General features: G+C 64.5%; 20 protein-coding genes and 1 other annotated feature. Of the genes, 12 read left to right on the forward strand and 8 right to left on the reverse strand.

Annotated elements, in window-relative coordinates:
* On the reverse strand, window positions 1-713 hold a 713-nt coding region (locus tag Q0K23_RS07640; RefSeq protein WP_294520177.1), incomplete at its 3' end, for a dihydroxy-acid dehydratase.
* Window positions 714-823: 110 nt separating this feature from the next.
* Here Q0K23_RS07640 and Q0K23_RS07645 point away from each other — a divergent pair.
* The 6 genes from Q0K23_RS07645 (at window position 824) to Q0K23_RS07675 (ending at window position 9350) form a co-directional block, all read left to right on the forward strand.
* Window positions 824-1513: a FadR/GntR family transcriptional regulator gene (locus Q0K23_RS07645; RefSeq protein ID WP_294520179.1), complete on the forward strand. Its 690-nt coding sequence runs from the start codon at window positions 824-826 to the stop codon at window positions 1511-1513.
* A gap of 476 nt (window positions 1514-1989) precedes the next feature.
* The gene (locus Q0K23_RS07650) at window positions 1990-4404 is read left to right on the forward strand and encodes a CRISPR-associated endonuclease Cas3'' (RefSeq protein ID WP_294520182.1); all 2415 of its coding nucleotides are present in this window, start codon (window positions 1990-1992) and stop codon (window positions 4402-4404) included.
* A gap of 34 nt (window positions 4405-4438) precedes the next feature.
* Window positions 4439-5170: a type I-C CRISPR-associated protein Cas5c gene (gene cas5c, locus Q0K23_RS07655; RefSeq protein WP_294520185.1), complete on the forward strand. Its 732-nt coding sequence runs from the start codon at window positions 4439-4441 to the stop codon at window positions 5168-5170.
* Window positions 5157-7103, forward strand: a complete 1947-nt coding sequence (gene cas8c, locus Q0K23_RS07660) for a type I-C CRISPR-associated protein Cas8c/Csd1 (protein WP_294520188.1) — start codon at window positions 5157-5159, stop codon at window positions 7101-7103. The genes cas5c and cas8c overlap by 14 nt, the downstream gene beginning before the upstream one ends.
* A gap of 14 nt (window positions 7104-7117) precedes the next feature.
* A complete protein-coding gene (cas7c, locus tag Q0K23_RS07665; RefSeq protein ID WP_294520191.1) occupies window positions 7118-7969 on the forward strand; it encodes a type I-C CRISPR-associated protein Cas7/Csd2 in 852 nt (283 codons plus the stop codon).
* A 619-nt stretch (window positions 7970-8588) separates the two neighbouring features.
* Window positions 8589-9350, forward strand: coding sequence for a helix-turn-helix domain-containing protein (locus tag Q0K23_RS07675; protein WP_294520194.1), 762 nt, complete (start codon window positions 8589-8591; stop codon window positions 9348-9350).
* A gap of 90 nt (window positions 9351-9440) precedes the next feature.
* Here the strand turns inward: Q0K23_RS07675 and Q0K23_RS07680 are convergent, their stop codons facing one another.
* From Q0K23_RS07680 to ilvB, 4 genes are all read right to left on the reverse strand, one after another.
* Entirely contained in the window at window positions 9441-9956 is a 516-nt protein-coding gene (locus tag Q0K23_RS07680) for a GNAT family N-acetyltransferase (RefSeq protein WP_294520197.1), read from the reverse strand.
* Window positions 9957-10206: 250 nt separating this feature from the next.
* On the reverse strand, window positions 10207-11226 hold the full coding sequence (ilvC, locus tag Q0K23_RS07685) for a ketol-acid reductoisomerase (protein ID WP_294520200.1): 1020 nt from the start codon (window positions 11224-11226) through the stop codon (window positions 10207-10209).
* Between the two features lie 192 nt (window positions 11227-11418).
* On the reverse strand, window positions 11419-11976 hold the full coding sequence (ilvN, locus tag Q0K23_RS07690; protein ID WP_294520204.1) for an acetolactate synthase small subunit: 558 nt from the start codon (window positions 11974-11976) through the stop codon (window positions 11419-11421).
* 14 nt (window positions 11977-11990) lie between these two features.
* The gene (gene ilvB / locus Q0K23_RS07695) at window positions 11991-13697 is read right to left on the reverse strand and encodes a biosynthetic-type acetolactate synthase large subunit (RefSeq protein WP_294520208.1); all 1707 of its coding nucleotides are present in this window, start codon (window positions 13695-13697) and stop codon (window positions 11991-11993) included.
* A gap of 63 nt (window positions 13698-13760) precedes the next feature.
* Window positions 13761-13992 (reverse strand) — a binding site (T-box leader).
* A gap of 274 nt (window positions 13993-14266) precedes the next feature.
* Here ilvB and Q0K23_RS07700 point away from each other — a divergent pair.
* From Q0K23_RS07700 to Q0K23_RS07720, 5 genes are read left to right on the forward strand one after another with little or no spacing between them, the layout of a single operon-like run.
* Window positions 14267-15580, forward strand: coding sequence for an SLBB domain-containing protein (locus Q0K23_RS07700; RefSeq protein WP_294520211.1), 1314 nt, complete (start codon window positions 14267-14269; stop codon window positions 15578-15580).
* On the forward strand, window positions 15564-16808 hold the full coding sequence (locus Q0K23_RS07705) for an RnfABCDGE type electron transport complex subunit D (RefSeq protein WP_294520214.1): 1245 nt from the start codon (window positions 15564-15566) through the stop codon (window positions 16806-16808). The genes Q0K23_RS07700 and Q0K23_RS07705 overlap by 17 nt, the downstream gene beginning before the upstream one ends.
* A complete protein-coding gene (locus Q0K23_RS07710; protein ID WP_294520217.1) occupies window positions 16805-17395 on the forward strand; it encodes an FMN-binding protein in 591 nt (196 codons plus the stop codon). Before Q0K23_RS07705 ends, Q0K23_RS07710 begins: the two co-directional genes overlap by 4 nt.
* Complete coding sequence (locus Q0K23_RS07715) at window positions 17376-18098, forward strand: Rnf-Nqr domain containing protein (RefSeq protein ID WP_294520220.1); 723 nt, start codon at window positions 17376-17378, stop codon at window positions 18096-18098. The genes Q0K23_RS07710 and Q0K23_RS07715 overlap by 20 nt, the downstream gene beginning before the upstream one ends.
* Window positions 18095-18676, forward strand: a complete 582-nt coding sequence (locus Q0K23_RS07720; RefSeq protein WP_294520223.1) for an Rnf-Nqr domain containing protein — start codon at window positions 18095-18097, stop codon at window positions 18674-18676. The genes Q0K23_RS07715 and Q0K23_RS07720 overlap by 4 nt, the downstream gene beginning before the upstream one ends.
* 63 nt (window positions 18677-18739) lie before the next feature.
* Here Q0K23_RS07720 and Q0K23_RS07725 read toward each other — a convergent pair whose 3' ends face one another.
* The 3 genes from Q0K23_RS07725 to Q0K23_RS07735 form a co-directional block, all read right to left on the reverse strand.
* Complete coding sequence (locus tag Q0K23_RS07725) at window positions 18740-18922, reverse strand: DUF1540 domain-containing protein (RefSeq protein WP_294520226.1); 183 nt, start codon at window positions 18920-18922, stop codon at window positions 18740-18742.
* Window positions 18923-19007: 85 nt separating this feature from the next.
* The gene (locus Q0K23_RS07730) at window positions 19008-19853 is read right to left on the reverse strand and encodes a hypothetical protein (protein ID WP_294520229.1); all 846 of its coding nucleotides are present in this window, start codon (window positions 19851-19853) and stop codon (window positions 19008-19010) included.
* Window positions 19850-20374: a gamma carbonic anhydrase family protein gene (locus tag Q0K23_RS07735; protein ID WP_294520232.1), complete on the reverse strand. Its 525-nt coding sequence runs from the start codon at window positions 20372-20374 to the stop codon at window positions 19850-19852. The genes Q0K23_RS07730 and Q0K23_RS07735 overlap by 4 nt, the downstream gene beginning before the upstream one ends.
* 133 nt (window positions 20375-20507) lie before the next feature.
* Here Q0K23_RS07735 and Q0K23_RS07740 point away from each other — a divergent pair, with 133 nt between their 5' ends.
* Window positions 20508-20720 carry a hypothetical protein gene (locus Q0K23_RS07740; protein ID WP_294520235.1) on the forward strand — a complete coding sequence of 71 codons (213 nt, stop codon included), beginning with the start codon at window positions 20508-20510 and terminating at the stop codon, window positions 20718-20720.
* Window positions 20721-20764 lie beyond the last annotated feature (44 nt).

Here is a 20764-nt window from a genome sequence, read left to right on the forward strand (position 1 = left end):
TCCATGATCTGCATGCCGGTGTGCTTGGCCAGCCGCAGGCGGGCGGACATGACGGCGGGGATGGTGCCGTTGCCCCGCAGGGCCATGCCGATGCCCTCGGTGAGGCAGTTCATGGAGTTGGCGGTGTACATGCCCGAGCAGGAGCCGCAGGTGGGGCAGGCGTTGTTCTCGTAGTCCTCCACGCCGGCCTCGTCCAGCTTGCCCGCCTTATAGGCGCCCACGGCCTCAAACATGTGGCTCAGGCAGGAGCGGCGGCCGTCCTGGAGCCGGCCGGCCAGCATGGGGCCGCCGGAGCAGAAGATGGTGGGGATGTTGAGCCGGGCGGCGGCCATCAGCAGACCGGGCACGTTCTTGTCGCAGTTGGGCACCATGACCAGGCCGTCGAACTGGTGGGCCAGGGCCATGGCCTCGGTGGAGTCGGCGATCAGGTCACGGGTCACCAGGGAGTACTTCATGCCGATGTGGCCCATGGCGATGCCGTCGCACACGGCGATGGCCGGGAACACGATGGGGGTGCCCCCCGCCATACGCACGCCCGCCTTCACCGCCTCCACGATCTTGTCCAGGTTCATGTGGCCGGGGACGATCTCGTTCTGGGAGGAGACAATGCCGATGAGGGGGCGTTCCAGCTCCTCCTTGGTGTACCCCAGGGCGTAGAACAGGGAGCGGTTGGGGGCGCGCTCCACACCTTTTGTCACGTTATCGCTTCTCATGGCAGAGTCCTCCTTATTAAATTCGCCACCGTTGTATGATGACGCTTGCATTGTATGACTACATATTATATGATAGAGAAAACAATGTCAAGTCCGGGGAGGAAGTTCACATGGAAAAACAGAGCCTGACCCAGCAGACGGCCCAGCGGCTGTATGGAAGGATCGTGACAGAGGGCGGCCTGGCCCCCGGGGATAAGCTGCCCAATGAGCTGGACCTGTCCCGGGAGCTGGGGGTGAGCCGCACCACCCTGCGGGAGGCGGTGCGGATGCTGGTGGCCCAGGGGGTGCTGGAGGTGCGCCGGGGCAAGGGCACCTTTGTGTCCGCCCGGGTTGAGGACATCGACGACTTCGGCTTTGCCGGTCTGCGCCGGGTGAAGGGCCAGCTGCGGGACCTGTTCGAGCTGCGGAGCATCTTTGAGCCCCAGGCAGCCATGCTGGCCTGCCGCCGGGCCACGGTGGAGGAGCGGGCGGACATTCTGGCCAGAGGAAAGGAAGTGGAGGACTGCATCCGCTCCGGGGCTGACCGCACCCGGGCCGACGCCGCCTTTCACGCCGCCATTGTCCGGGCCACCCACAACGAGTTTATGGTGCGTCTTCTCCCCCTTATCCAGCGGGCGGTGGCCACTGCGGTGGAGACCGGCGAGAAGGCGGAGCGGCTGGCGGCGGACACCCTGCGGGACCACGCGCTGCTGCTGGAGTTCTTCGCCCGGGGGGACGCGGAGGGCGCCCGCCACGCCATGGCCATCCACATGCGCCACGCCGTGGACGAGATGGGCCTGGGCGATGAGGAGACGCCCTGACCCCCGCATCTGTCCACGGCGGCCTCCGTTCTGTCCCATATCTCCGTACAACAAGGCCGGCGGCTTTCCCTGGTGAAAGCCGCCGGCCTTGCTACATATCACGGCATACAGCAACCGGAAAAACTGACAAAAAATTTATCCTTCTATTGTGGATTGCGACGTTTTTCTCCTCCCGCAATAAAAGTCCGTTTTATGTCCCTTATTCTGTACTATGCTGTAAAAGGGAGGAAGAAGATGCCGGAAAACCGGCACCTTCTTCCTGATGGACACAGTCCACTTCTCCCACATAAGTGTTTCTATCCACATCCCGTGTGTCCGGGGATGACAATTTGTAGTATACATGCTTCCGGCGGCCTTTACAATTTTATTTTTCCTCCTGGATATTTTTTCTATCCATTGTTGACAAATGTCCTTTTTCCTGATAGATTGTATTCCATGAAGGTTATAAACTTCTCCTACATAAGTAAATGTGGATTATGAAGACACATCTGATCGCTCATATCATCCCCGGCACGGACGACAGCCAGCCGCCCCGTATCCAGACCCTGGAGGAGCACAGCCGGAACGCTGCCAAGCTCTGTGCTGCCCTCTGCCGCCCGCTGGGGCTGGAAAAGCTGGGGGAGCTGACCGGCTGGCTACACGATATGGGGAAGAGCTCCACACCAGTGCAGGAGCACATCCGGCAGCAGACCAGGGAAAAGCGCAACCACTCCGCTGCCGGCATGCGGTGGCTCTGGGCGCAGACCGCCGGACAGAGCGACGCCGTCCGGCTGGCCGGGCAGATGGCCGCCCTGGCCATTGGCTGCCACCACAGCGGCCGCTGCGACTATCTGTCGCCCGACGGCAGCCGGCCCTGGCTGGAGCGGATGGACACCCGGCAGGCCCAGGCCCTCTATGGAGAGAGCGTGGACGCCTTCTTCTCCGACTGCTGCACCAGGCAGGAGATGGAATCCCTCATCCAGGCGGCCGCCCTGGAGGTGGCCGCGCTCTACAAAAGAGCAAAAACCATTCTGCCAAAGGGAGAGGACAGGCAACAGCGTCAGGATGCCCTCCAGTTCGGCCTGGGGCTGGCCCAGCGGTTTCTCTTCAGCGCCCTGGTGGACGCCGACTGGACCGATACGGCCAGCTTCATGGGCGGGGCTTCCCTTCCCTCATCTCCCTCCGACTGCCAGCGCCAGGAGACCTGGGACCTGCTCTCCGGCCGGATGGAGCGCTTTATCCGCTCCATGGAGGCGCGGCGGCCCATTGACCTGCTGCGGCAGGAGATCTCCGGCCAATGCCTGGCCGCCGCAGAGCATCTTCCGGCCGGCATCTACCGGCTGTGCGTCCCCACCGGCGGTGGCAAGACCTATTCCGCCCTGCGGTTCTGCGTGGAGACGGCCCGGCGGCAGAACTCCCGGCGGCTGTTCTACTTTGCCCCCTATAAGTCCATCACCCGGCAAAATGCCGACAACATCCGCAGGGCCCTGGGGGCGGAGTACGTCCTGGAGCACCACTCCGACGTTCTGTTTGAGCCGGACCAGCAGGACCAGCGGGAGCGGTGGCTCGCCCTCAGCCAGCGCTGGCAGGGTTCGCCGGTGATCTGCACCACCATGGTCCAGCTGCTGGACGCCCTGTTCGCCGCGCCCCGGCAGAACGTGCGGCGGCTGGCCGCCCTGGCCGGTTCGGTGCTCCTGCTGGACGAGGTCCAGGCCCTGCCCCTGCGGCACACCTGCCTGCTCACCCTGGCCCTGGACACCCTGGTCCATCTGTTCGGCTGTACCGTCCTCCTGTGCACCGCCACCCAGCCCGACCTGACCCAGGTCCCCTATCCCCTTCAGTTCTCCCCCGACAGAGACCTGGTGCCCGACTATCAGGCCCGGTTCCAGCAGTTCAGGCGGACCAGGGTCATCCCCCCGGCAGTACAGGGAGAGCAGCCCCTCCCCGCTGTTGCGGACTTTGTGGCCGGTCTGCTGAGGGAAAACCGGAGCATTCTGGTGGTCCTCAACACCAAGGGGACGGTCAACCGACTCTTTGACGCCCTGGCTCCCCTGATGCCGCCGGACTGTCCCCTGTTCTGCCTCACCACCTATCTCTGCCAGCAGCACCGGGACGATGTCCTGGCCCAGGTCACCCGGCGGCTGGACGGCGGCCTGCCCCTTGTGTGCATCAGCACCCAGCTCATCGAGGCGGGGGTGGATCTGAGCTTTGACTGCGTGGTCCGGGACCTGGCCGGCCTGCCCAGCATCGCCCAGGCCGCGGGCCGCTGCAACCGCCACGGCGACGATGACTGCCGTCCGGTCTACCTGATTGAATGTGCGGGGGAGCATCTGGACGCCCTGCCGGAGATCCATGACGGCAGAGAGATTACCCGCGCTCTGCTGGCCCAGCTGCCGCCCGGCGCGGACCTGCTCTCTCCCCAGGTCATCCAGATGTACTACCAGCGCTGCTACAGCGGCCCCAGACACCGGCTGGACATGCAGTATCCCGTCTCCCCCGGCGGCTGCGCCGCCACCACCATGGTGGACCTGCTCAGCTCCAATCTCCGGGGCGTCCAGGCCTTTCTGGAGCAGGGACGGCGGCCGGAGGGCCCCAAGGACCTCTGTCAGGCCTTCGGCACGGCGGAGGCCGCCTTTGAGGCCATCCCCGACGAGACCGTCCCGGTGCTGGTGCCCTACGGCGGGGGAAAGGACAAGCTGCTCGGGCTGCAGTCCGCCGGAGGCACCCCCGCCCTGCTGCGGGAGCTGCAGCCCTATACCATCTCCCTCAGCCGGAGCCAGTGCCAGCGTCTGGGGAGCGCCCTCTATCCGGTCCTGGACGGCGCGGCCCGCGCCCTCCGGGACCCCTATTACGACAGCGCCCACAAGGGGCTCTCGTTCACACCCGGCGGCATGGCCGCCCTCGTCCTATGACACGGCAGGAATTTTCAGAGAGGAGGAATTGCTCTTGCAGTACAGCAACACCATTTCGCTCCACGTCTGGGGCCGCTACGCCCTGTTCAGCGACCCCATCACCCGGGTGGGCGGCGAGAAGTTCAGCTATCCCATCCCCACCTACCAGGCGGTCAAGGGGATTCTGGAGAGCGTCTATTGGAAGCCGTCCTTCCTCTGGGTGCCCGACGCCGTCCGCGTCATGAACCCCATCGAGACCGAGTCCAAGGGCATCCGGCCCATCCGGTACAACAACGGCACCAACGACCTGTCCATCTACACCTATCTGGTCAACGTATCCTATCAGATCCAGGCCCACTTCGAGTGGAACCCCCACCGGCCCGACCTGGCCGGCGACCACAACGAGCACAAGCACTATTTCATCGCCAGGCGCATGCTGGAGCGGGGCGGCCGGCGCGACATTTTCCTGGGCACCCGGGAGTGCCAGGGCTACGTGGAGCCCTGTGAATTTCACGAGGGCCCCGGCGCTTACGACGGCACGCCGGCCGTGCCCTTCGGGCTCATGGTCCACGGCATCACCTACGCCGACGAGGACGGCAGCGGCCGGATGAGCCAGCGCCTGTGGCGGCCCGTCATGGAGGACGGGGTGATCCGGTTCATCCGGCCGGAGGAGTGCCCCGTCATCCGTCCCATCCACAGGCAGCGGCCCAAGTCCTTTGCGCTGGGCCAGAACGTGCAGGGCTGCGACGCGCTGTATCAGGAGGTGACCCGGGATGGGCTGGCTTGACCGGTGCTATCAGACCTACGAAAAGAATCTGTCCCAGGTGGGCAAGCCCTCCGCCTCTCTCCGCTTCGGCTGGGACGCCCCCATGCTGCTGCCGGTGGCCCACACCACCCAGAAGGTCAACGTGGAGGTCAGCCTCTCCCCCGGCGGAACCTTTCTCTCCGCCCGGGTGCTCCGCTCCGACGAGATGACTACCGTTATCCCCTGCACTGAGGCGTCCGCCGCCCGCACATCCGGGCCGGTGCCCCACCCGCTGGCGGACAAGCTGCGGTACGTGGCGGGAGACTACGCCGCCTATGGCGGCGCCAAAAAGCCCATGTGGACGGAGTACCTCGCCCAGCTGCAGGCCTGGTGCGACTCCCCCTTCGGGGTGGATGGGATACGGGCGGTCCTGGCCTACCTGAGGCAGGGCTGCCTCGTCCGGGACCTTGTGTCCTTTCACATTCTGCTCGCTGACGATGGGGGCCGCCTGCTGAAGAAGTGGACCGGCCCGAAGGAGGACATGCCCCCTATCTTTCAGTCCGTCACAGGCGGAGACCAGTCCGAGGCCTTTGTCCGCTTTCAGGTGGGCGGGGACGATCTCTCCTCCGACCCGGCGGTCTGGGACTGCTACACCCGGTACTACCTGTCCACGCTGAAGGACACGGGCTTCTGTTACGTACAGGGCAGAGAGATGCCTGTGTCCCTGCTCAGCCCCTACAAGATCCGCAGCGCCGGCGACCGGGCCAAGCTGATCTCCAGCAACGACAGCACAAATTTCACCTTCCGGGGCCGGTTTGAAACTGCCGGCGAGGCCCTCTCCATCGGGTATGAGACCACCCAGAAGGCCCACAGCGCCCTGCGGTGGCTGGTGGGGCGGCAGGGAATTCAGAACGGCGATCAGGCCATTCTGGTCTGGGGCACCGAGAACGAGCCCATCCCCCCTGTCACCGGGGACGCCTGCGACATTGTCCAGTCCAGCCGCAGCGACCTGGATGACGATGACCTGGGCAGCCCCTTGGACGCCGCCGCCGACCTGCCCCGCACCCGGGAGGCCTTTGCCGCCGCGTTCCAAAAGGCCATCCGGGGATACCGCCGCGCTCTGCCGGAGCACAGCCAGGTCAGCGTGATGGTGCTGGATTCCGCCACGCCGGGCCGGCTGTCCATCCGGTACTACAGGGAGCTCCAGGGCTCCCGCCTGATGGACCACATCGCGGACTGGCACAGGTCCTTTGCCTGGGCGCTGCATTACCGCAAGCTGCAGACCCGGGAAAACGGGAAAAAGGTCCTGCTCCCTCTTGTCTTTGAGGGCGCGCCCGCACCGGCAGACATCGCGGCGGCCGCCTACGGCGCCAAAGCGGATGAAAAGCTCCGGCAGCAGACCGTGGAGCGGCTGCTGCCCTGCATCACGGAGGGGAGGCCCTTCCCCAGAGACATCATGCTGTCGGCCGTCCGCCGGGCCTCCCACGGCATCGCCATGGAGCCCTGGGAGGCAAGCAAGACCCGCAGCATTGCCTGCGCCCTGGTGCGCGGCTACCACCACCGGAACCTGAAGGAGGAATACACCATGGCCCTTGATGAAACCTGCAGCGACCGCAGCTATCTGTTTGGCCGCATCCTGGCCTGTGGGGAGCAGCTGGAGCAGTACGCCGTCTACAACACCTCTGGCGACAGGAGCTCCCGCCCCACCAATGCCCTGCGGTATGAGGTGGCCTTCACCCAGCACCCGGCCAGGACCCTGGCGCTGCTGCGCAAGCAGCTGGAGCCCTATCTGGAGCGTCTGATCAAGGCGCGGAAATCCACCTATGCCGGCGACCTGATGCTCCAGCTCATCGCCCGCATCCCGGCGGACCAGTTCAACGACCAGCCCCTCACCGAGCTGTACCTGCTGGGCTACGCCTGCCAGCGGGCAGAATTCTTCAAAAAAGCGGACACAGTCCCTGACGCAGACGAATAGAGGAGGAGATATCCATGGAATCCCTGCAGAATAAGATCGACTTCGCCCTTGTGATCGCGGTCCACCACGCCAACCCCAACGGCGACCCCCTCAACGGCAACCGCCCCCGGGAGACATACGAAGGCTACGGCGAGATCTCCGACGTCTGCCTCAAGCGGAAGATCCGCAACCGGCTGATGGATCTGGGCGCCAGCGTGTTCGTCCAGTCGGACGACCGGCGCAACGACGACTTCCGCAGCCTGAAGGACCGGGCCGACGCCTGCCCCGCCCTGGCCGGCGCCCTGAAGGCCAAGGACCGGGAGGCATACGCCAGGGCCGCCTGCGAGACCTGGATGGATGTGCGCAGTTTTGGGCAGGTGTTCGCCTTCAAAGGCAAGGACGACGGCGTGTCCGTGGGCATTCGGGGACCCGTATCCATCCACCCCGCGTTCAGCGTGGACCCCATCAGCATTGACAGCCTGCAGATCACCAAGAGCGTCAACAGCGTCACCGGCGACAAGAAATCCAGCGATACCATGGGCACCAAGCACCGGGTGGGCTTTGCCGTCTACACCACCTTCGGCAGCATCAACTGCCAGCTGGCCGAAAAGACCGGCTTCACCGCCGGGGACGCCGACCTCCTGAAGGAAGCCCTGCGCACCCTCTTTGAAAACGACGCCTCTTCCGCCCGGCCCGACGGCAGCATGGAGGTCCTGCGGCTCTACTGGTGGCAGCACAACTGCAAGAGCGGCCAGTATCCCTCCGCCAAGGTGCACCGGCTGCTCCACGTGGAGAAAAAGACCGATCTCCCCCGGGATATCCAGGACTACGCCATCACCTGCGGCGAGCTGCCCGGTCTGGCGGCCGAAGTCTATGACGAGTCCTGACGGCTACCTGCAGATGTCCGGCATCCAGCACTTCTCCTTCTGCCGGCGGCAGTGGGCCCTGGCCTGCATGGAGCGTCCGCGGACCGCAGAAAACACTGCGGGGCATCCCGGGCGACGGGGCCCGGCGCTGCCGGGATGAGACTGCACAGCCGCTGATTGCGCCGTTCTCCGCCCGGAGAACGTGGATAGAAATGTCATGGAGTGCCTGCGGAGCAACACCACCGAACGTCGTCCTTCTCAGGGAGGACGCGGATAGAAATGATGAGCAGCGCAAGCAGAAGACCGGGACCTATGGTCGTCCCCCTCAGGGAGGACGTGGGTAGAAATGACATCCGGGACGTCCGGGAACTGATGGAGGACGCGGATTGAAATGAGTTGCGCACCGGCAAGCGGTTCCGCATGGGCAAGCCGCCCTCTCTCAGAGGGCGTGGATAGAAACGCCATTCCCCCGCACCAATTTATCTTCAACTGCGGCGCCCTACCCTTCCCTGCGTCCATCCGCCGCAAGCGGCAGCCCAGGGAAAAGGGCCTGAATCCATTGGAGCCCAAGGATTCTACCGCTGGTCGATTGACAAACAGGGGTCTTTTTCGCTAGGATGGGACCAGAGGAGGGACCCATATGAATGACATTGACAAGGAGCGGTTCGGCGGCTTTCTGGCCCGTCTGCGCCGGGAAAAAAATTTAACCCAGAGAGAGCTGGCCGAACGGCTCTTCGTATCGGACAAGGCGGTGAGCAAGTGGGAGCGGGGCCTGAGCCTGCCCGACGTGGGGCTGCTGCTGCCCATGGCGGACTGTCTGGGCGTGACGGTGACCGAGCTGCTCCGTGGGGAGCGCACCGCGGCGGCTCAGCTGCCGGTGGAGGAGGTGGAGGCCCTGGTGAAGTCCACCCTCCAGCTGACGGAGGAGGAGCGGCAGGCCCAGAAAACCCGGCGCAGGAAGTGGGGGCTGGCCTATCTCCTGTGCGCCCTGGCGGGCGCGGCGGAGTGCGCCGTGCTGCTGGCCATGGGCTTTACGGTGGAGGAGATGGGGTCCACCGTCCTGCTGTTGGAGGGGCTGTGTCTCCTCTTCGGGGCCTGGCTGTGCTTCCGGGTGAAGGAGCGGCTGCCCGCCTACTACGACCAGAACAACATCAGCTTTTACGGCGACGGCGTGTTCCGCATCAACCTGGCCGGGGTGCGCTTCCACAACGGCAACTGGCCCTACATCATCCGGGCCATGCGGGTCTGGCTGCTGGGGCTCATGGTCCTCTTCCCCGTTCTCTGGGGCGTGGTCCACACTCTGTGGCCCGGCCACGCCCTTACCCTGGAGATGCCCCTGACACTGGTTTCCCTGTTCGGCATGCTGATTTCCGCCATCGTGGCAGGCAAGCGTCACGAATAAAATAAGGTATGAAACTTCATGTCTAAAAATCAGTGTGCAAGAAATACTTTAGAAACATGATAACTTGTCTCCCTTTATGTATGAAATGCTTTACAATACAATTTCGTATTTATAATCTTTCATGATGATACCTGTTCCCTTTTTCTCAGATGTGCTCTCGCTGACAATCTTTCCGCCACATTTCTGGGCAACACGATTGGAAGCGGCATTTTCCTGATTCACATAAATCGTCACTTTCTCAGCCCCTTGACTGCGCGCATAATCTATCATTCCCTGGACGATTTCAGTTGCATAGCCTTGACGCCAAAAATTCTTATGTACGCAATAACCAATATCGTATACTTTCTTGTCGTCACTTACCATGAAACTGCATGTTCCTACCCGTTCTAAGGAATCCTTAAAAACAGGAATCAAATAGCAGCATTCCTCATCCTCGCCCAAGCCTTCTAACATTTTCAAATATTCATCATCTATTTCTTCTTTTGCTTCATCCGTCAAATATTGTCCCATCTCTGGGTTGTTCCAGATACTATATGCCCACAAAGCATCTTCTTTCGTGAATCCTCTTAATAAAAGTCTTGGCGTTTCAATATCATTTATCTTCATAAAATCCTCCGTCAAACTCAACTTTTCGCCGTTGCTTCTTTCAGCAAGGCATCCTGTTCCATTTCTTTGTCATTCCTTTTGGCATAATAAAGCACCCCACTTGTTATTCAGTATACCATGCTGTCTAACAAATGGGGTGCAGTTCATGTTGCGGCCCGCTCGTTCTGTTTTTTAGTTGAAAGCGGCGCCCGGGTCCTTATCGCTGCAAAACCCGCTTCGCCGGGCTTTGCGGGGGCCCCGGAGTCCGGTTTTAGTTGGAGGCAGTGTCCAGGTCCTTGTCGCCGCCCCAGATCATGTTCTTGCGGAGCTCCTCGCCCACGATCTCCATCTGGTGCTTCTTCAGGTTGGCGCGCTTGGAGTTGAAGAAGCAGCGGCCGTTCTTGTTCTCAGCAATCCACTTGCCGGCAAAGGTGCCGTCCTGGATGTCGTCCAGCACCTTGCGCATGTTCTTCTTGGTCTCCTCGTAGGGGAGGACACGGGGACCGGAGACGTACTCGCCGAACTCGGCGGTGTCGGAGATGGAGTAGTTCATGGCAGCCACGCCGCCCTTGTTGATCAGGTCCACGATCAGCTTCATCTCGTGGATGCACTCGAAGTAGGCGTTCTCAGGCTCGTAGCCGGCCTCCACCAGGGTCTCGAAGCCGCACTTCATCAGGTCCACAACGCCGCCGCACAGCACGCACTGCTCGCCGAACAGGTCGGTCTCGGTCTCATCGTGGAAGGTAGTCTCCATCACGCCGGCACGGGCGCCGCCGATGCCGGCGATGTAGGCCAGGGCGATCTTGTAGGCGTTGCCGGTGGCGTTCTGCTCCACGGCCACCAGGCAGGGCACGCCCTTGCCGTTGACGTAGGTGGAGCGGACGGTGTGGCCGGGGCCCTTGGGGGCAGCCATGAACACGTCCACGCCGGCGGGAGGCACGATCTGCTGATAGCGGATGTTGAAGCCGTGGGCAAAGGCCAGGGCCTTGCCCTCGGTCATGTAGGGGGCGATGTCCTTCTTATAGACCTCAGCCTGGACCTCGTCGTTGATGAGGATCATGACGATGTCGCCCCACTTGGCGGCCTCGGCCACGGTCATCACCTTCAGGCCGGCCTGCTCAGCCTTGGCCCAGCTCTTGGAGCCCTCGCGCAGACCCACGCACACATCGCAGCCGGAGTCCTTCAGGTTGAGGGCATGGGCATGACCCTGAGAGCCGTAGCCGATGATGGCGATCTTCTTGCCGTCCAGATAGCTGAGCTCGCAGTCCTTTTCGTAGTACATCTTTGCCATTGTAATACACTCCTTTTAAGTAGAGGTGATATTTGTTACCTGAGATAATAGCACAGGCAGCTTGAAAAGAATGATAACTGTGATACAATCGGGAGAATTTTTGTGGGCTCTCCTTGGAGCACGTTCTTGCCCGGTTGGACGCGGCACCCGCCGCGCCCCGCTCTCGCGAGGCCCAGGAAAAAACGTTCCCTCTTACAGCACGTTTTTGCCCAGGATAAACTCCGTCTTTTCCTTGTTCTCGTCGCTGATGGTGTAGGCGCCCCGCTCCAAAGCCACCATGCCGGTACGGACCAGCTCCAGGATGCCGAAGGCCTCCAGCAGCTTCTGCATGGCGTCGGCCTTGGACTCGTCGCCGATGAGGGCCAGGGTCAGGGACTTGAGGGACACATCGATGATGGAGGCCCGGAAGATGTTGGCGATCTGGATGACCTCGTTGCGGATGTCGGGGGTCTCTGCCTTCACCTTGAACATGACCAGCTCCCGGCGGATGGACCGCTCGGGCAGCAGCTCCTGCACCGAGTAGACGGGGAAGAGCTTGCGCAGCTGATTCATGATCTGCTCGGCCATCTGGTCGTCGCACATGACCTCAATGGTGATACGGGAGACCTCGGGGTCGTCGGTGGTACCCACGGCCAGAGACTCGATGTTGTAGCCTTTGCGGGAGAAGAGGCGGGAGACCTGGCTCAGGACGCCGGGGGCGTTCTCCACCAGGACGGAAAGGGTACGGCGGGTCACGATACTGTTTTTCATCCTTGTCTCCCTCCTTAATCCAGCAGGAAATTGGTCACGGGCGCGCCGCCGGGCACCATGGGATGGACCATGGCGTCCTTATCGATGGCGCAGTCCACCACCCACGCCGTTCCGGAGGCCACCGCCTCCTTCAGCACGGCCTCCAGCTCCTCCTGGGTGCCGCAGCGGGCGCCCCGGAGGCCGTAGGCCTCGGCCAGCTTGACGAAATCCGGGCCACGGTCCAGGTCGGTCTGGGAGTACCGCTCGTTATAGATGAGGTGCTGCCACTGGCGGACCATGCCCAGGGTGTGGTTGTTGAAAATCAGAATGATCACCGGGATGTGGTAGTGCTCCACAGTGCACAGCTCGTGGCAGTTCATACGGAAGCAGCCGTCGCCGGTGCAGAGGAACACGGGGGTGTCCGGGTTGCCCATCTTGGCGCCCATAGCGGCCCCCAGGCCGAAGCCCATGGTACCGAAGCCGCCGGAGGTGATGAGCTGGCCGGGCCGGTCAAAGTGGTAATACTGGGCGGCCCACATCTGGTGCTGGCCCACGTCGGTGGCCACGATGGCCCCGGGTGCCACCGCCTGGATGGTCTCCAGCACCTCGTGGGCGTGGAGGACGCCGTCCTTCTTCAGGGGGACCTCCTTGTGGGAGAACACCCACTCCTTCCACTCCGGGTAGTCGTGGGCGGGCAGCTTCTCGTTGAGCATCTCCAGCACCCGACGGGCGTCGCCGATGATGTGGTGGTCGGTGGGGACGTTCTTGTCGATCTCCGCCCGGTCGATGTCGATCTGGACGATCTTGGCCTGCTTGGCAAAGGTCTTGGGGTCGGTGGCCACCCGGTCGGAGAACCGGCAGCCGATGGCGATGAGCAGGTCGCACTCGTTGGCGGCGTGGTTGGAGGCGTGGGAGCCGTGCATGCCGATCATGCCGGTGAACAGGGGGTGGTTGCCCGGGCAGGCGCCGCCGCCCATAATGGTGGAGGCCACCGGGGCGCCCAACCGCTCAAAGAACTTGCGGAACTCGGGCACCGCGCCCTTGGAGCGGATGACGCCGCCGCCCACCAGCACAAGGGGCTTTTTGGCCTCCTCGATCATATCCAGCAGCTTGTCGATGTCCCCCCGGTCGGGCTCGGGGGTGCGCAGGTCGTGGGAGGCCCGGCGGAGCATGGCGGCCAGGCGGCCGTGCTTGCTGTGCTCGCTGGGGGGCAGGTACTCGTACTCCGCCTCCTCATATGTAACGTTCTTCAGAATGTCGATGAGCACCGGGCCGGGACGGCCGGAGCGGGCGATGGCAAAGGCCTCCCGGATCACGTCGGCCAGGTCATCCGCCCGGCGGACCAGGTAGTTGCACTTGGTGATGGGCATGGTGATGCCGGTGATATCCACCTCCTGGAAGGAGTCCTTGCCGATCAGATTCTCCGCCACGTTGACGGTGATGAACACCACGGGGGAGGAGTCGTAGTAGGCGGTGGCGATGCCGGTGGTCAGGTTGGTGGCGCCGGGGCCGCTGGTGGCAAAGCACACGCCCACCTTGCCGGTGGCGCGGGCGTAGCCGTCGGCGGCGTGGGAGGCCCCCTGCTCGTGGGCGGTCAGGATGTGGTGGATCTTGTCCTTATATCCATGGAGCTCCAGCTCGTCATAGATGTTCAGGATGGTGCCGCCGGGGTAGCCGAATACCGTGTCCACCCCCTGCTCCAGCAGGCATTCCATCAGGATCTGCGGGGTTTTCATCTTCATATCGTGAGACCTCCTTTGGTTTCATTTCCAACAGGGAAAAAGAAAAGAGCACGACGTTTCGTCCCATAGGACGAAGTCATGCTCCGTGGTACCACCTAAATTCGCAGGGCACCGCCCCGCGCGCTTTTGCCCCGATAACGGAGGGGAACCGGCCGTGCCTACCAGGGGAGTGTGCTCCCCGTTCAGCCCGGCTGCTCCTCGGGCGACGTTCCGGTCCATGCTCACGGGGGCTTACACCAGCCGCCCCCTCTCTGCGCTTACGCCATGGCCGTACTTACCCAGTCATTGCCTTTCTGTCCGGCACATCTGTCTGTGCACGGTGTGTAATTAACTGGTATCATACCTCTGAAACAGACATTTGTCAATCGTGATTTTACGGTTTTTGCAAAAAATCTTTTTCTCTTTAAAGTGCTATGGTCCCCGCTTTTCCCCCTCCCTTCGCCGGATTCCGGGGAAATTCCCCGCTCCGCTGGACATTTCGCGTATCAATACGGTATAATAGATCGGTTATTCTGGGGTGTTTCGCCCCAGCGGCAATTCTGTTGTATTCTCATGCAAGAGGTGGAGACATGTTTTCCATTTTTTTCGGCGGGATTCGTCCCGCCCAGCGGAAGAAAGCCACCGCCCAGCTCCCCTTCCGGCCCATGGAACAGCCCCCGGCCCAGGTGGTGCTTCCTCTGGCCGGCGTGGGGACCTCCGCTGCCGTGCCCCTGGTGACGCCGGGGGACCGGGTGCGGGTGGGCCAGAAGCTGGCCGACGCCATTCCAGGCCTGGCGGCGGTCCACGCCAGCGTGTCCGGCACCGTGGCGGCGGTGGAGCCCCGGCAGCAGCTCCGGGGCGGCACGGTGCTCTCGGTGGTCATTGACAGCGACGGGAAGGACACCCCTGTGGCCTCCCCAGCCTGGCGTCGGGTGGACAAGGACGCCTCTCCTGCCAGCCTCCGGCCCGGCGAACTGGCCGACATCGCAGCCCAGGCCGGCCTCACCGCCATGGACGGCACCGGCCGTCCCCTGTCCCAGCTGCTCCGCGACGCCATGGGCAAGGCGGACGCCCTGCTCATCGACGGCACCGAGTCCGAGCCCTACGTCACCTCCCGCCGCCGTCTCATGGCCGACCGGCCCGAGGCGGTGCTGGGCGGCGTGCGGCTGCTGATGCAGGCCCTCAGCCTGCCCCGGGCCGTGCTGGCCCTGGAGGGCAGCCAGTACGACGCCGTGGCCGCCCTCCGGGGCTACCTGCCCCTGCGGGGCGGGGACATCGAGCTGCGGCTCCTCCGCAGCCGTTACCCCCAGCCCTTGACCTTCCCGCGGGCAGGCCGGGCCCTGTTTACCGCCTGCGCCGCCGCCGCTCTGTGGGAGGCGGTGTACCACGGAAAGGCCCTGACCCACCGGCTGGTCACCGTGACCGGCTCCGCCGTGGCCAAGCCCGCCAACCTGCTGGTGCCCATCGGCACCCCCATCTCCGACCTGATCCGGGAGGCCGGGGGCTGGAAGGGGGAGCCGGTGCGCCTGGTGGCCGGCGGCCCCATGACGGGCAAGGCCCAGTTCGACCTGACCGCCCCGGTGACCGGGGACACCCGGGCCCTGCTGGCCCTGTCGGCGGCGGACCTCTACCCCGCCATCCGGCCTGAGGGGCCCTGCCTCCGGTGCGGCCGGTGTGTTGAGGTCTGTCCCGCCGGGCTCTCGCCCCTGTTCCTCCACCTGTACGTCCGGAACGGACAGTGGGAGGCCCTGGAGCGGGAACAGATCTCCGCCTGCACCGAATGCGGCGCCTGCGCCTATGTGTGCCCCGCCCACCTGCGGCTGGTCCACAGCATCCGGGTGGGCAAGCGCCGCCTGCTCGGAACAGCGGATGGAAGGGAGGCTGACCATGAAGAAGAAGCGTAAAAACCGCTCCGGCGGGCAGAAACGCCCCCAGCAGGCCCCCCAGGCCAAGCAGGAGGAGGTCCTTCAGGCCCGGGAGCCGGAGAAAACCGCTCCCACTGGGGCGGCACCGGCTGCCGCCCCTGCCGAACAGCCCGCCCTCGAGCGCCAGCCAGAGGCCACCCCGGCCCAGCCCGCCCAGGTCAAGGCGGAGTCCGCCCATGTCCAGGCCCCAAAAACGGAAAAACGGACGGAGCAGGTCCCCGGCGGCAGCGTGGGCACGCCCCTCACCCTGGCCTCCGCCCCCCATCTCACCACCCGGGACACCACCCGCACCCTGATGCTGGACGTGCTCATCGCCCTCATGCCCGCCCTGCTCTTTTCCGGGTGCTACTTCTTCGGCCCCAGGGCCTTCCTGGTGACCCTGGTGTCTGCGGCCGGATGTGTGAGCTTTGAGGCCCTGTTCCGCCTGGTGACCCGCAGGAAACAGACCATAGGCGACCTGTCCGCCGTGGTCACCGGTGTGCTGCTGGCCTTCACCCTGCCCGCCGACGTGCCCTACTGGGCCGTGCTGATCGGGGACTTCTTCGCCATTGTAGTGGTCAAGCAGCTCTTCGGCGGTCTGGGCAAGAATTTCCTCAACCCGGCGCTGGCGGGCCGGGCTTTCCTCTTCGCCTTCCCCGCGGTCATGACCGCCTTCCCCGCCGTCCGCAGCTGGCATGGCCTCACCATTGACGCCCAGAGCGCCGCCACCCCCATGGCCGCCCTCCACGCCGGCAGTCTGCCCTCTGCCTCCCTGCTGGAGATGTTCACCGGAGTCCGATCCGGGGCCCTGGGCGAGGTGTCCGCCGCCCTGCTGCTGCTGGGCGGGCTGTACCTGCTGGCCCGGCGGGTCATCAGGCTGCGGATCCCCCTGTCCTTCCTGGGTACGGTGGCGGTGCTGTCCTGGTGCTTCCCCCAGGGCGGCAACTCCTCCCTGGACTGGACCCTCTACTCCCTCATGGGCGGCGGACTGCTGCTGGCCGCCTTCTTTATGGCCACCGATTTCACCACCTCCCCGGTCACCTTCTGGGGCCAGGTGGTCTACGGCGTGGGCTGCGGGGCCCTCACCGTGTTCCTGCGCACCTTCGGCTCTTACCCCGAGGGAGTGGGCTTTGCGGTGCTGGTGATGAATCTGCTCTCCTGGCCCATCGACCGGGCCGCCCTGGCCCTCCGCAGGTTCCGGCGGCAGAGAAAGGAGGCCCGGACATGAAGGAACCCAAATCTCACACTCCGTCCCGCCACAGCCCCGCCCCGGTGCTGGCGGGGACCATCCTGTTCGCCCTGGTGCTGGTGCTGCTGGTGCGGCTCCTCACCGCCGGCGCCATCCTCCGGGGTACGGAGGAGGCCAGGCAGACAGTGCTGGAGTCGGTAGCCCCGTCGGACTCCACAGCCTTCTCCCAGCTGCCCTGTGACCCGGCCATGGCGGACGGCATGTACGCCGCCTGGCAGGGCGAGGCCCTGGCGGGCTACTGCGTGGCTGTGACCGCCGACGGCTTCGGCGGCCCCATGGAGCTGATGGTGGGCGTCAGCGCCCAGGGCTCGGTCACCGGCGTGGCCATCCTCTCCCACAGCGAGACCCCCGGCCTGGGGGACGGCGTGGACGACCCCGCCTTCCTGGAGCGCTTCCTGGACCTGTCCGGCACCGTACGCATCGGCACCGGCTCCAACGCCGTGGAGGCGGTCTCGGGCGCCACCGAGAGCAGCCGTGCGGTGGCCCAGGGGGTCAACCAGGCCCTGGCGGCAGTGGCCGCATACAGCGCGGAAGGAGGTGCGGTCCGTGAAGAAGGAGAAAACTGAGCGCTGGACCGCCTTCCGGCAGCAGGCACCGGAGCGGCTCCGGGCCCTGGGCCCCGCCGCCCTCCGCTGGCTGCGGGACAGCTTCTCCATGGAGCCGGGCCGGGTGATCCGGCTGTTCCGCCGGGGCCTGGCCCTGCGCAGCCCGGCCGTGGTGCTGCTCCTGCTGGTGGCGGCGGTGCTGCCCTGCTCCGCCACCCTCTCCGGCGGGCTGGGCATGGGCCTGGCGGTGACCGCCGTACTGCTGTGCACCAATCTGGCCGCCGCCATCCTCCGGCCCCTCACCTCCCCCGCCCTGCGCATCCCCTGCTATCTGATCGCGGCGGCAGCCATCCTCACCGCCGCCGACCTGGTGCTGCGGGCCTGCTTCCCCTCCCTGACGGGCGGCCCGGAGCTGTTCCTCCTGCCCGCCGCTGTCAACGCCGCCCTGCTGGCCCGGCGCGGCGCCTTCTCCCGCCGCTTCACCCCCGGCTATGCCGCTGTGGACGGGCTGGCGTCCGGCATCGGCTTTACCCTCGCTCTGGCTGTCCTCAGCGCCCTGCGGGAGGCGCTGGGCCAGGGCACCCTTTGGGGCATCGCCCTGCCGGGTGATCTGCCTCCCATCCTGCTGGCGGCCGCCCCCTGCGGCGGCTTCCTGCTGCTTTCCTGCCTGGCCGCCCTGGTCCGCTGGGCTGCCGCCCGGCTCGAGAGGAGGGAAAAACCGTGAGCGTCATACAGTTCTTTGCCCTGGCCCTGGCAGCCCTGGCAGCCGAGCAGTTCGGCGTGGCCCGCCGGCTGGGCCTGCCCGCCCCCCTGGACGGCGGGTACCGCTCCGCCCTGTCCATGGGCCTGACCGTCACGGTGGGCCTGACCGTCTCCATGGTCCTCTGCTGGGCCGTGTACGCCCTCCTGCTCTCCCCTCTGGGGGCGGAGTACCTGGAGGCTGCGGCCTTCCTGCTGCTGGCCGCCGGGCTGGCGTGGCTGGCCAACCGGGTGATGACCCGCCTTCTGCCCGGGAAGGCGGAGCGCCTGCGGCAGAGTCTGCCCCTGGCGGCGGTCAACTGGGCTGTGCTGGGCGGCGCCCTGCTGGCCTCCCGCTCGGAGACCGGGCTGGCCCTGGCCCTCCGCAGCGGCCTGGTGGCCGGCATCGGCTTCACTGTGGCCGGGCTGGTGTTCGTCTCCGTGCTGGAGCGCATCTCCTACGCCAGGGTGCCCAGGGCCTTCTCCGGCTTCCCCATCGCCCTGGCGGCAGCCGGTCTGGTGGTCCTCACTCTGCTGGGCTTTACCGGCTTTCAGCTGTGGTAACTGTTTTCACCCATAAAAATTCCCGGCGGCCTGATGGCCGCCGGGAATTCTGCTTTTACGGACTCAGTGCTTGCAGCAGGTGCCGTGGTCGCCCAGCTTGAAGGACGCGCACTCGGTGGCGGTGCAGTCGGCCACGTTGGAGGTGGTGCAGCCCACCTTGATCTCGTTCAGGGTGCAGGCGCACTGCTGGCTGTTGTGGTAGGCGCAGCTGGACACGGAGCATTTGATACTGGGATTGGAATTCATAGCGTAATCCTCCTTGAGAGAGAGAATGAACGGCCGGAGGACCCGGCCATCTCCAGTATTCCCCCTCGCGCCGGAGGTATACGTATTATTTTTCCGCCTCTTTCTCTTCGCTGTCCGTGATGAGCCGGGGGATGAACCGCCGGGCAAAACGGCCCTTGCCCCGGTTTTTCACATAGAAAAATCCGATGACGGAGAACACCAGTGCGCCGATGAAGTTGACGAACAGATCCTTCATGGTGTCGTTGATGCCGATGTCCAGGTAGCCGCCCAGATCCAGGGCGTGCTGGGTGCCGTCCGCCGTGACCACGATCACGTCGGTGATATCTCTGATCTGCTGGGGGTGGTTGCCGCCGGCGGGGTCCAGCATGACGCTGCTGATGGTGTGGACAACCGTGTCCTTCTGCATGTCCAGCAGGAAAACGCTGTCCATGGTCCACTCAAAGAACTCCCACAGCACCCCCACGGTCATGGAGAAGCAGAAAGCCACCACCGCCAGGTACACCGGGGACAGGGAGAAGGTAAAGCGGTCGCTGCGGTTGACGATATCCACCAGGGAGAAGCCGATGGCCGCGCAGAGAAAGCCGTTGAGGGTGTGGAGCATGGTGTCCCAGCCGGGGTATTGGATATAATAGGCCCGGATCTCGCCCAGAATCTCGGCGGCAAAGATGAAGAGGAGAATGATGATCTCCAGGGTGTCTGGCACGTCGATCTTGACGGTCCGCTCGATAAAGCTGGGGATGGTGAAGAGCAGCAGGGTGAGCAGGCACAGGAACACATTTTCAAAGTTTCCGTTGAAGAACTGGGCCACCATGGTCAGGATGACCAGGGCCCGCAGCACCACGTACACCACCGCCAGGCCCTTGTTCTCCCGGACCTGTTCCCGCAATGTCTTGCGGTACTTTCCAGGCTGGTCGGCGTTCTTTCTTCTCATTTCTCTTCCCGCCTCTCTGCCAGGGGCAGCTGCTCCGCCAGGCGGAGGTACTCCGCCGCGTTTTCTCTCAGCTTGTGCCGCTCCTCCGTGGTCAGGGCCCACTTCACCCGGCCGGGGACGCCCACCACCAGGCTGCCCGGCGGGATGACCGCTCCGCCGGCCACCACGGCCCCGGCCGCCACCATGGACTCCGCCCCGATGACGCAGTCCCGGAGCACCACGGCCCCCATGCCGATGACACAGCCGTCCTCCACCCGGCAGCTGTGGAGCACGGCGCTGTGGCCCACGGACACCTGATCTCCCAGCTCTGTGGGCACGCCGGGGTCCCCGTGGATGACCGCGTTGTCCTGGATGTTGGTGTCCCGGCCGATGCGGATGGGGCTCACGTCCCCCCGCACCACCGCGCCGTACCACAGGCTGACCCCTGTCCCAGCGGTCACGTCCCCCACCACGGAGGCGGTGGCCGCCATGCGCACCGACCCGTCCAGCCGGGGCTCTTTTCCCTCCCATGGGACAATCATGCCATCATCTCCTGAAACTGTGATATGGAAATAGAACTATTATATGTGACAAACCACCGGCGCGCAAGGGGATTCTCTTTCCATGTTTCCCGCCCCGCTCCTGCGCATACAATGGGGGTGGAGGTGAACCGGTTTGGATTTGAAGCACAATAAGATCACCGTGGGGGAGCTGCTGGACAATCCCAGGTCCCGTGCGGTGTTCCAGCGCCGCTTTCCCATGGTGATGAAGCACCCCCTGCTGGGGGCCTCCAGGACTGTCACCCTGGAGCAGCTCATCTCGTTTGCAAGTGCGTACATCCCCAAGCATGTGATCCAGGACACCCTGCAGGAGCTCCAGCGGCTCTGACCACGGCGCTGTAAAAGCGGGAGCGGCCCCTCTGTACAGAGGGG

Origin of the sequence: uncultured Pseudoflavonifractor sp., assembly GCF_944387275.1 — a bacterium.
Lineage (GTDB): Bacteria > Bacillota > Clostridia > Oscillospirales > Oscillospiraceae > Pseudoflavonifractor > Pseudoflavonifractor intestinihominis.

What these genes read in the sequence shown, in the direction of transcription:
- cas7c (WP_294520191.1), top strand. Translation starts at nt 7,118, where the DNA reads ATGGAATCCCTGCAGAATAAGATCGACTTCGCCCTTGTGATCGCGGTC.
- Q0K23_RS07710 (WP_294520217.1), top strand. Translation starts at nt 16,805, where the DNA reads ATGAAGGAACCCAAATCTCACACTCCGTCCCGCCACAGCCCCGCCCCG.
- Q0K23_RS07650 (WP_294520182.1), top strand. Translation starts at nt 1,990, where the DNA reads ATGAAGACACATCTGATCGCTCATATCATCCCCGGCACGGACGACAGC.
- Q0K23_RS07680 (WP_294520197.1), bottom strand. Translation starts at nt 9,956, where the DNA reads ATGAAGATAAATGATATTGAAACGCCAAGACTTTTATTAAGAGGATTC.
- Q0K23_RS07735 (WP_294520232.1), bottom strand. Translation starts at nt 20,374, where the DNA reads ATGATTGTCCCATGGGAGGGAAAAGAGCCCCGGCTGGACGGGTCGGTG.
- Q0K23_RS07705 (WP_294520214.1), top strand. Translation starts at nt 15,564, where the DNA reads ATGAAGAAGAAGCGTAAAAACCGCTCCGGCGGGCAGAAACGCCCCCAG.
- Q0K23_RS07645 (WP_294520179.1), top strand. Translation starts at nt 824, where the DNA reads ATGGAAAAACAGAGCCTGACCCAGCAGACGGCCCAGCGGCTGTATGGA.
- Q0K23_RS07730 (WP_294520229.1), bottom strand. Translation starts at nt 19,853, where the DNA reads ATGAGAAGAAAGAACGCCGACCAGCCTGGAAAGTACCGCAAGACATTG.
- cas8c (WP_294520188.1), top strand. Translation starts at nt 5,157, where the DNA reads ATGGGCTGGCTTGACCGGTGCTATCAGACCTACGAAAAGAATCTGTCC.
- ilvC (WP_294520200.1), bottom strand. Translation starts at nt 11,226, where the DNA reads ATGGCAAAGATGTACTACGAAAAGGACTGCGAGCTCAGCTATCTGGAC.
- Q0K23_RS07675 (WP_294520194.1), top strand. Translation starts at nt 8,589, where the DNA reads ATGAATGACATTGACAAGGAGCGGTTCGGCGGCTTTCTGGCCCGTCTG.
- Q0K23_RS07725 (WP_294520226.1), bottom strand. Translation starts at nt 18,922, where the DNA reads ATGAATTCCAATCCCAGTATCAAATGCTCCGTGTCCAGCTGCGCCTAC.
- ilvB (WP_294520208.1), bottom strand. Translation starts at nt 13,697, where the DNA reads ATGAAGATGAAAACCCCGCAGATCCTGATGGAATGCCTGCTGGAGCAG.
- ilvN (WP_294520204.1), bottom strand. Translation starts at nt 11,976, where the DNA reads ATGAAAAACAGTATCGTGACCCGCCGTACCCTTTCCGTCCTGGTGGAG.
- Q0K23_RS07700 (WP_294520211.1), top strand. Translation starts at nt 14,267, where the DNA reads ATGTTTTCCATTTTTTTCGGCGGGATTCGTCCCGCCCAGCGGAAGAAA.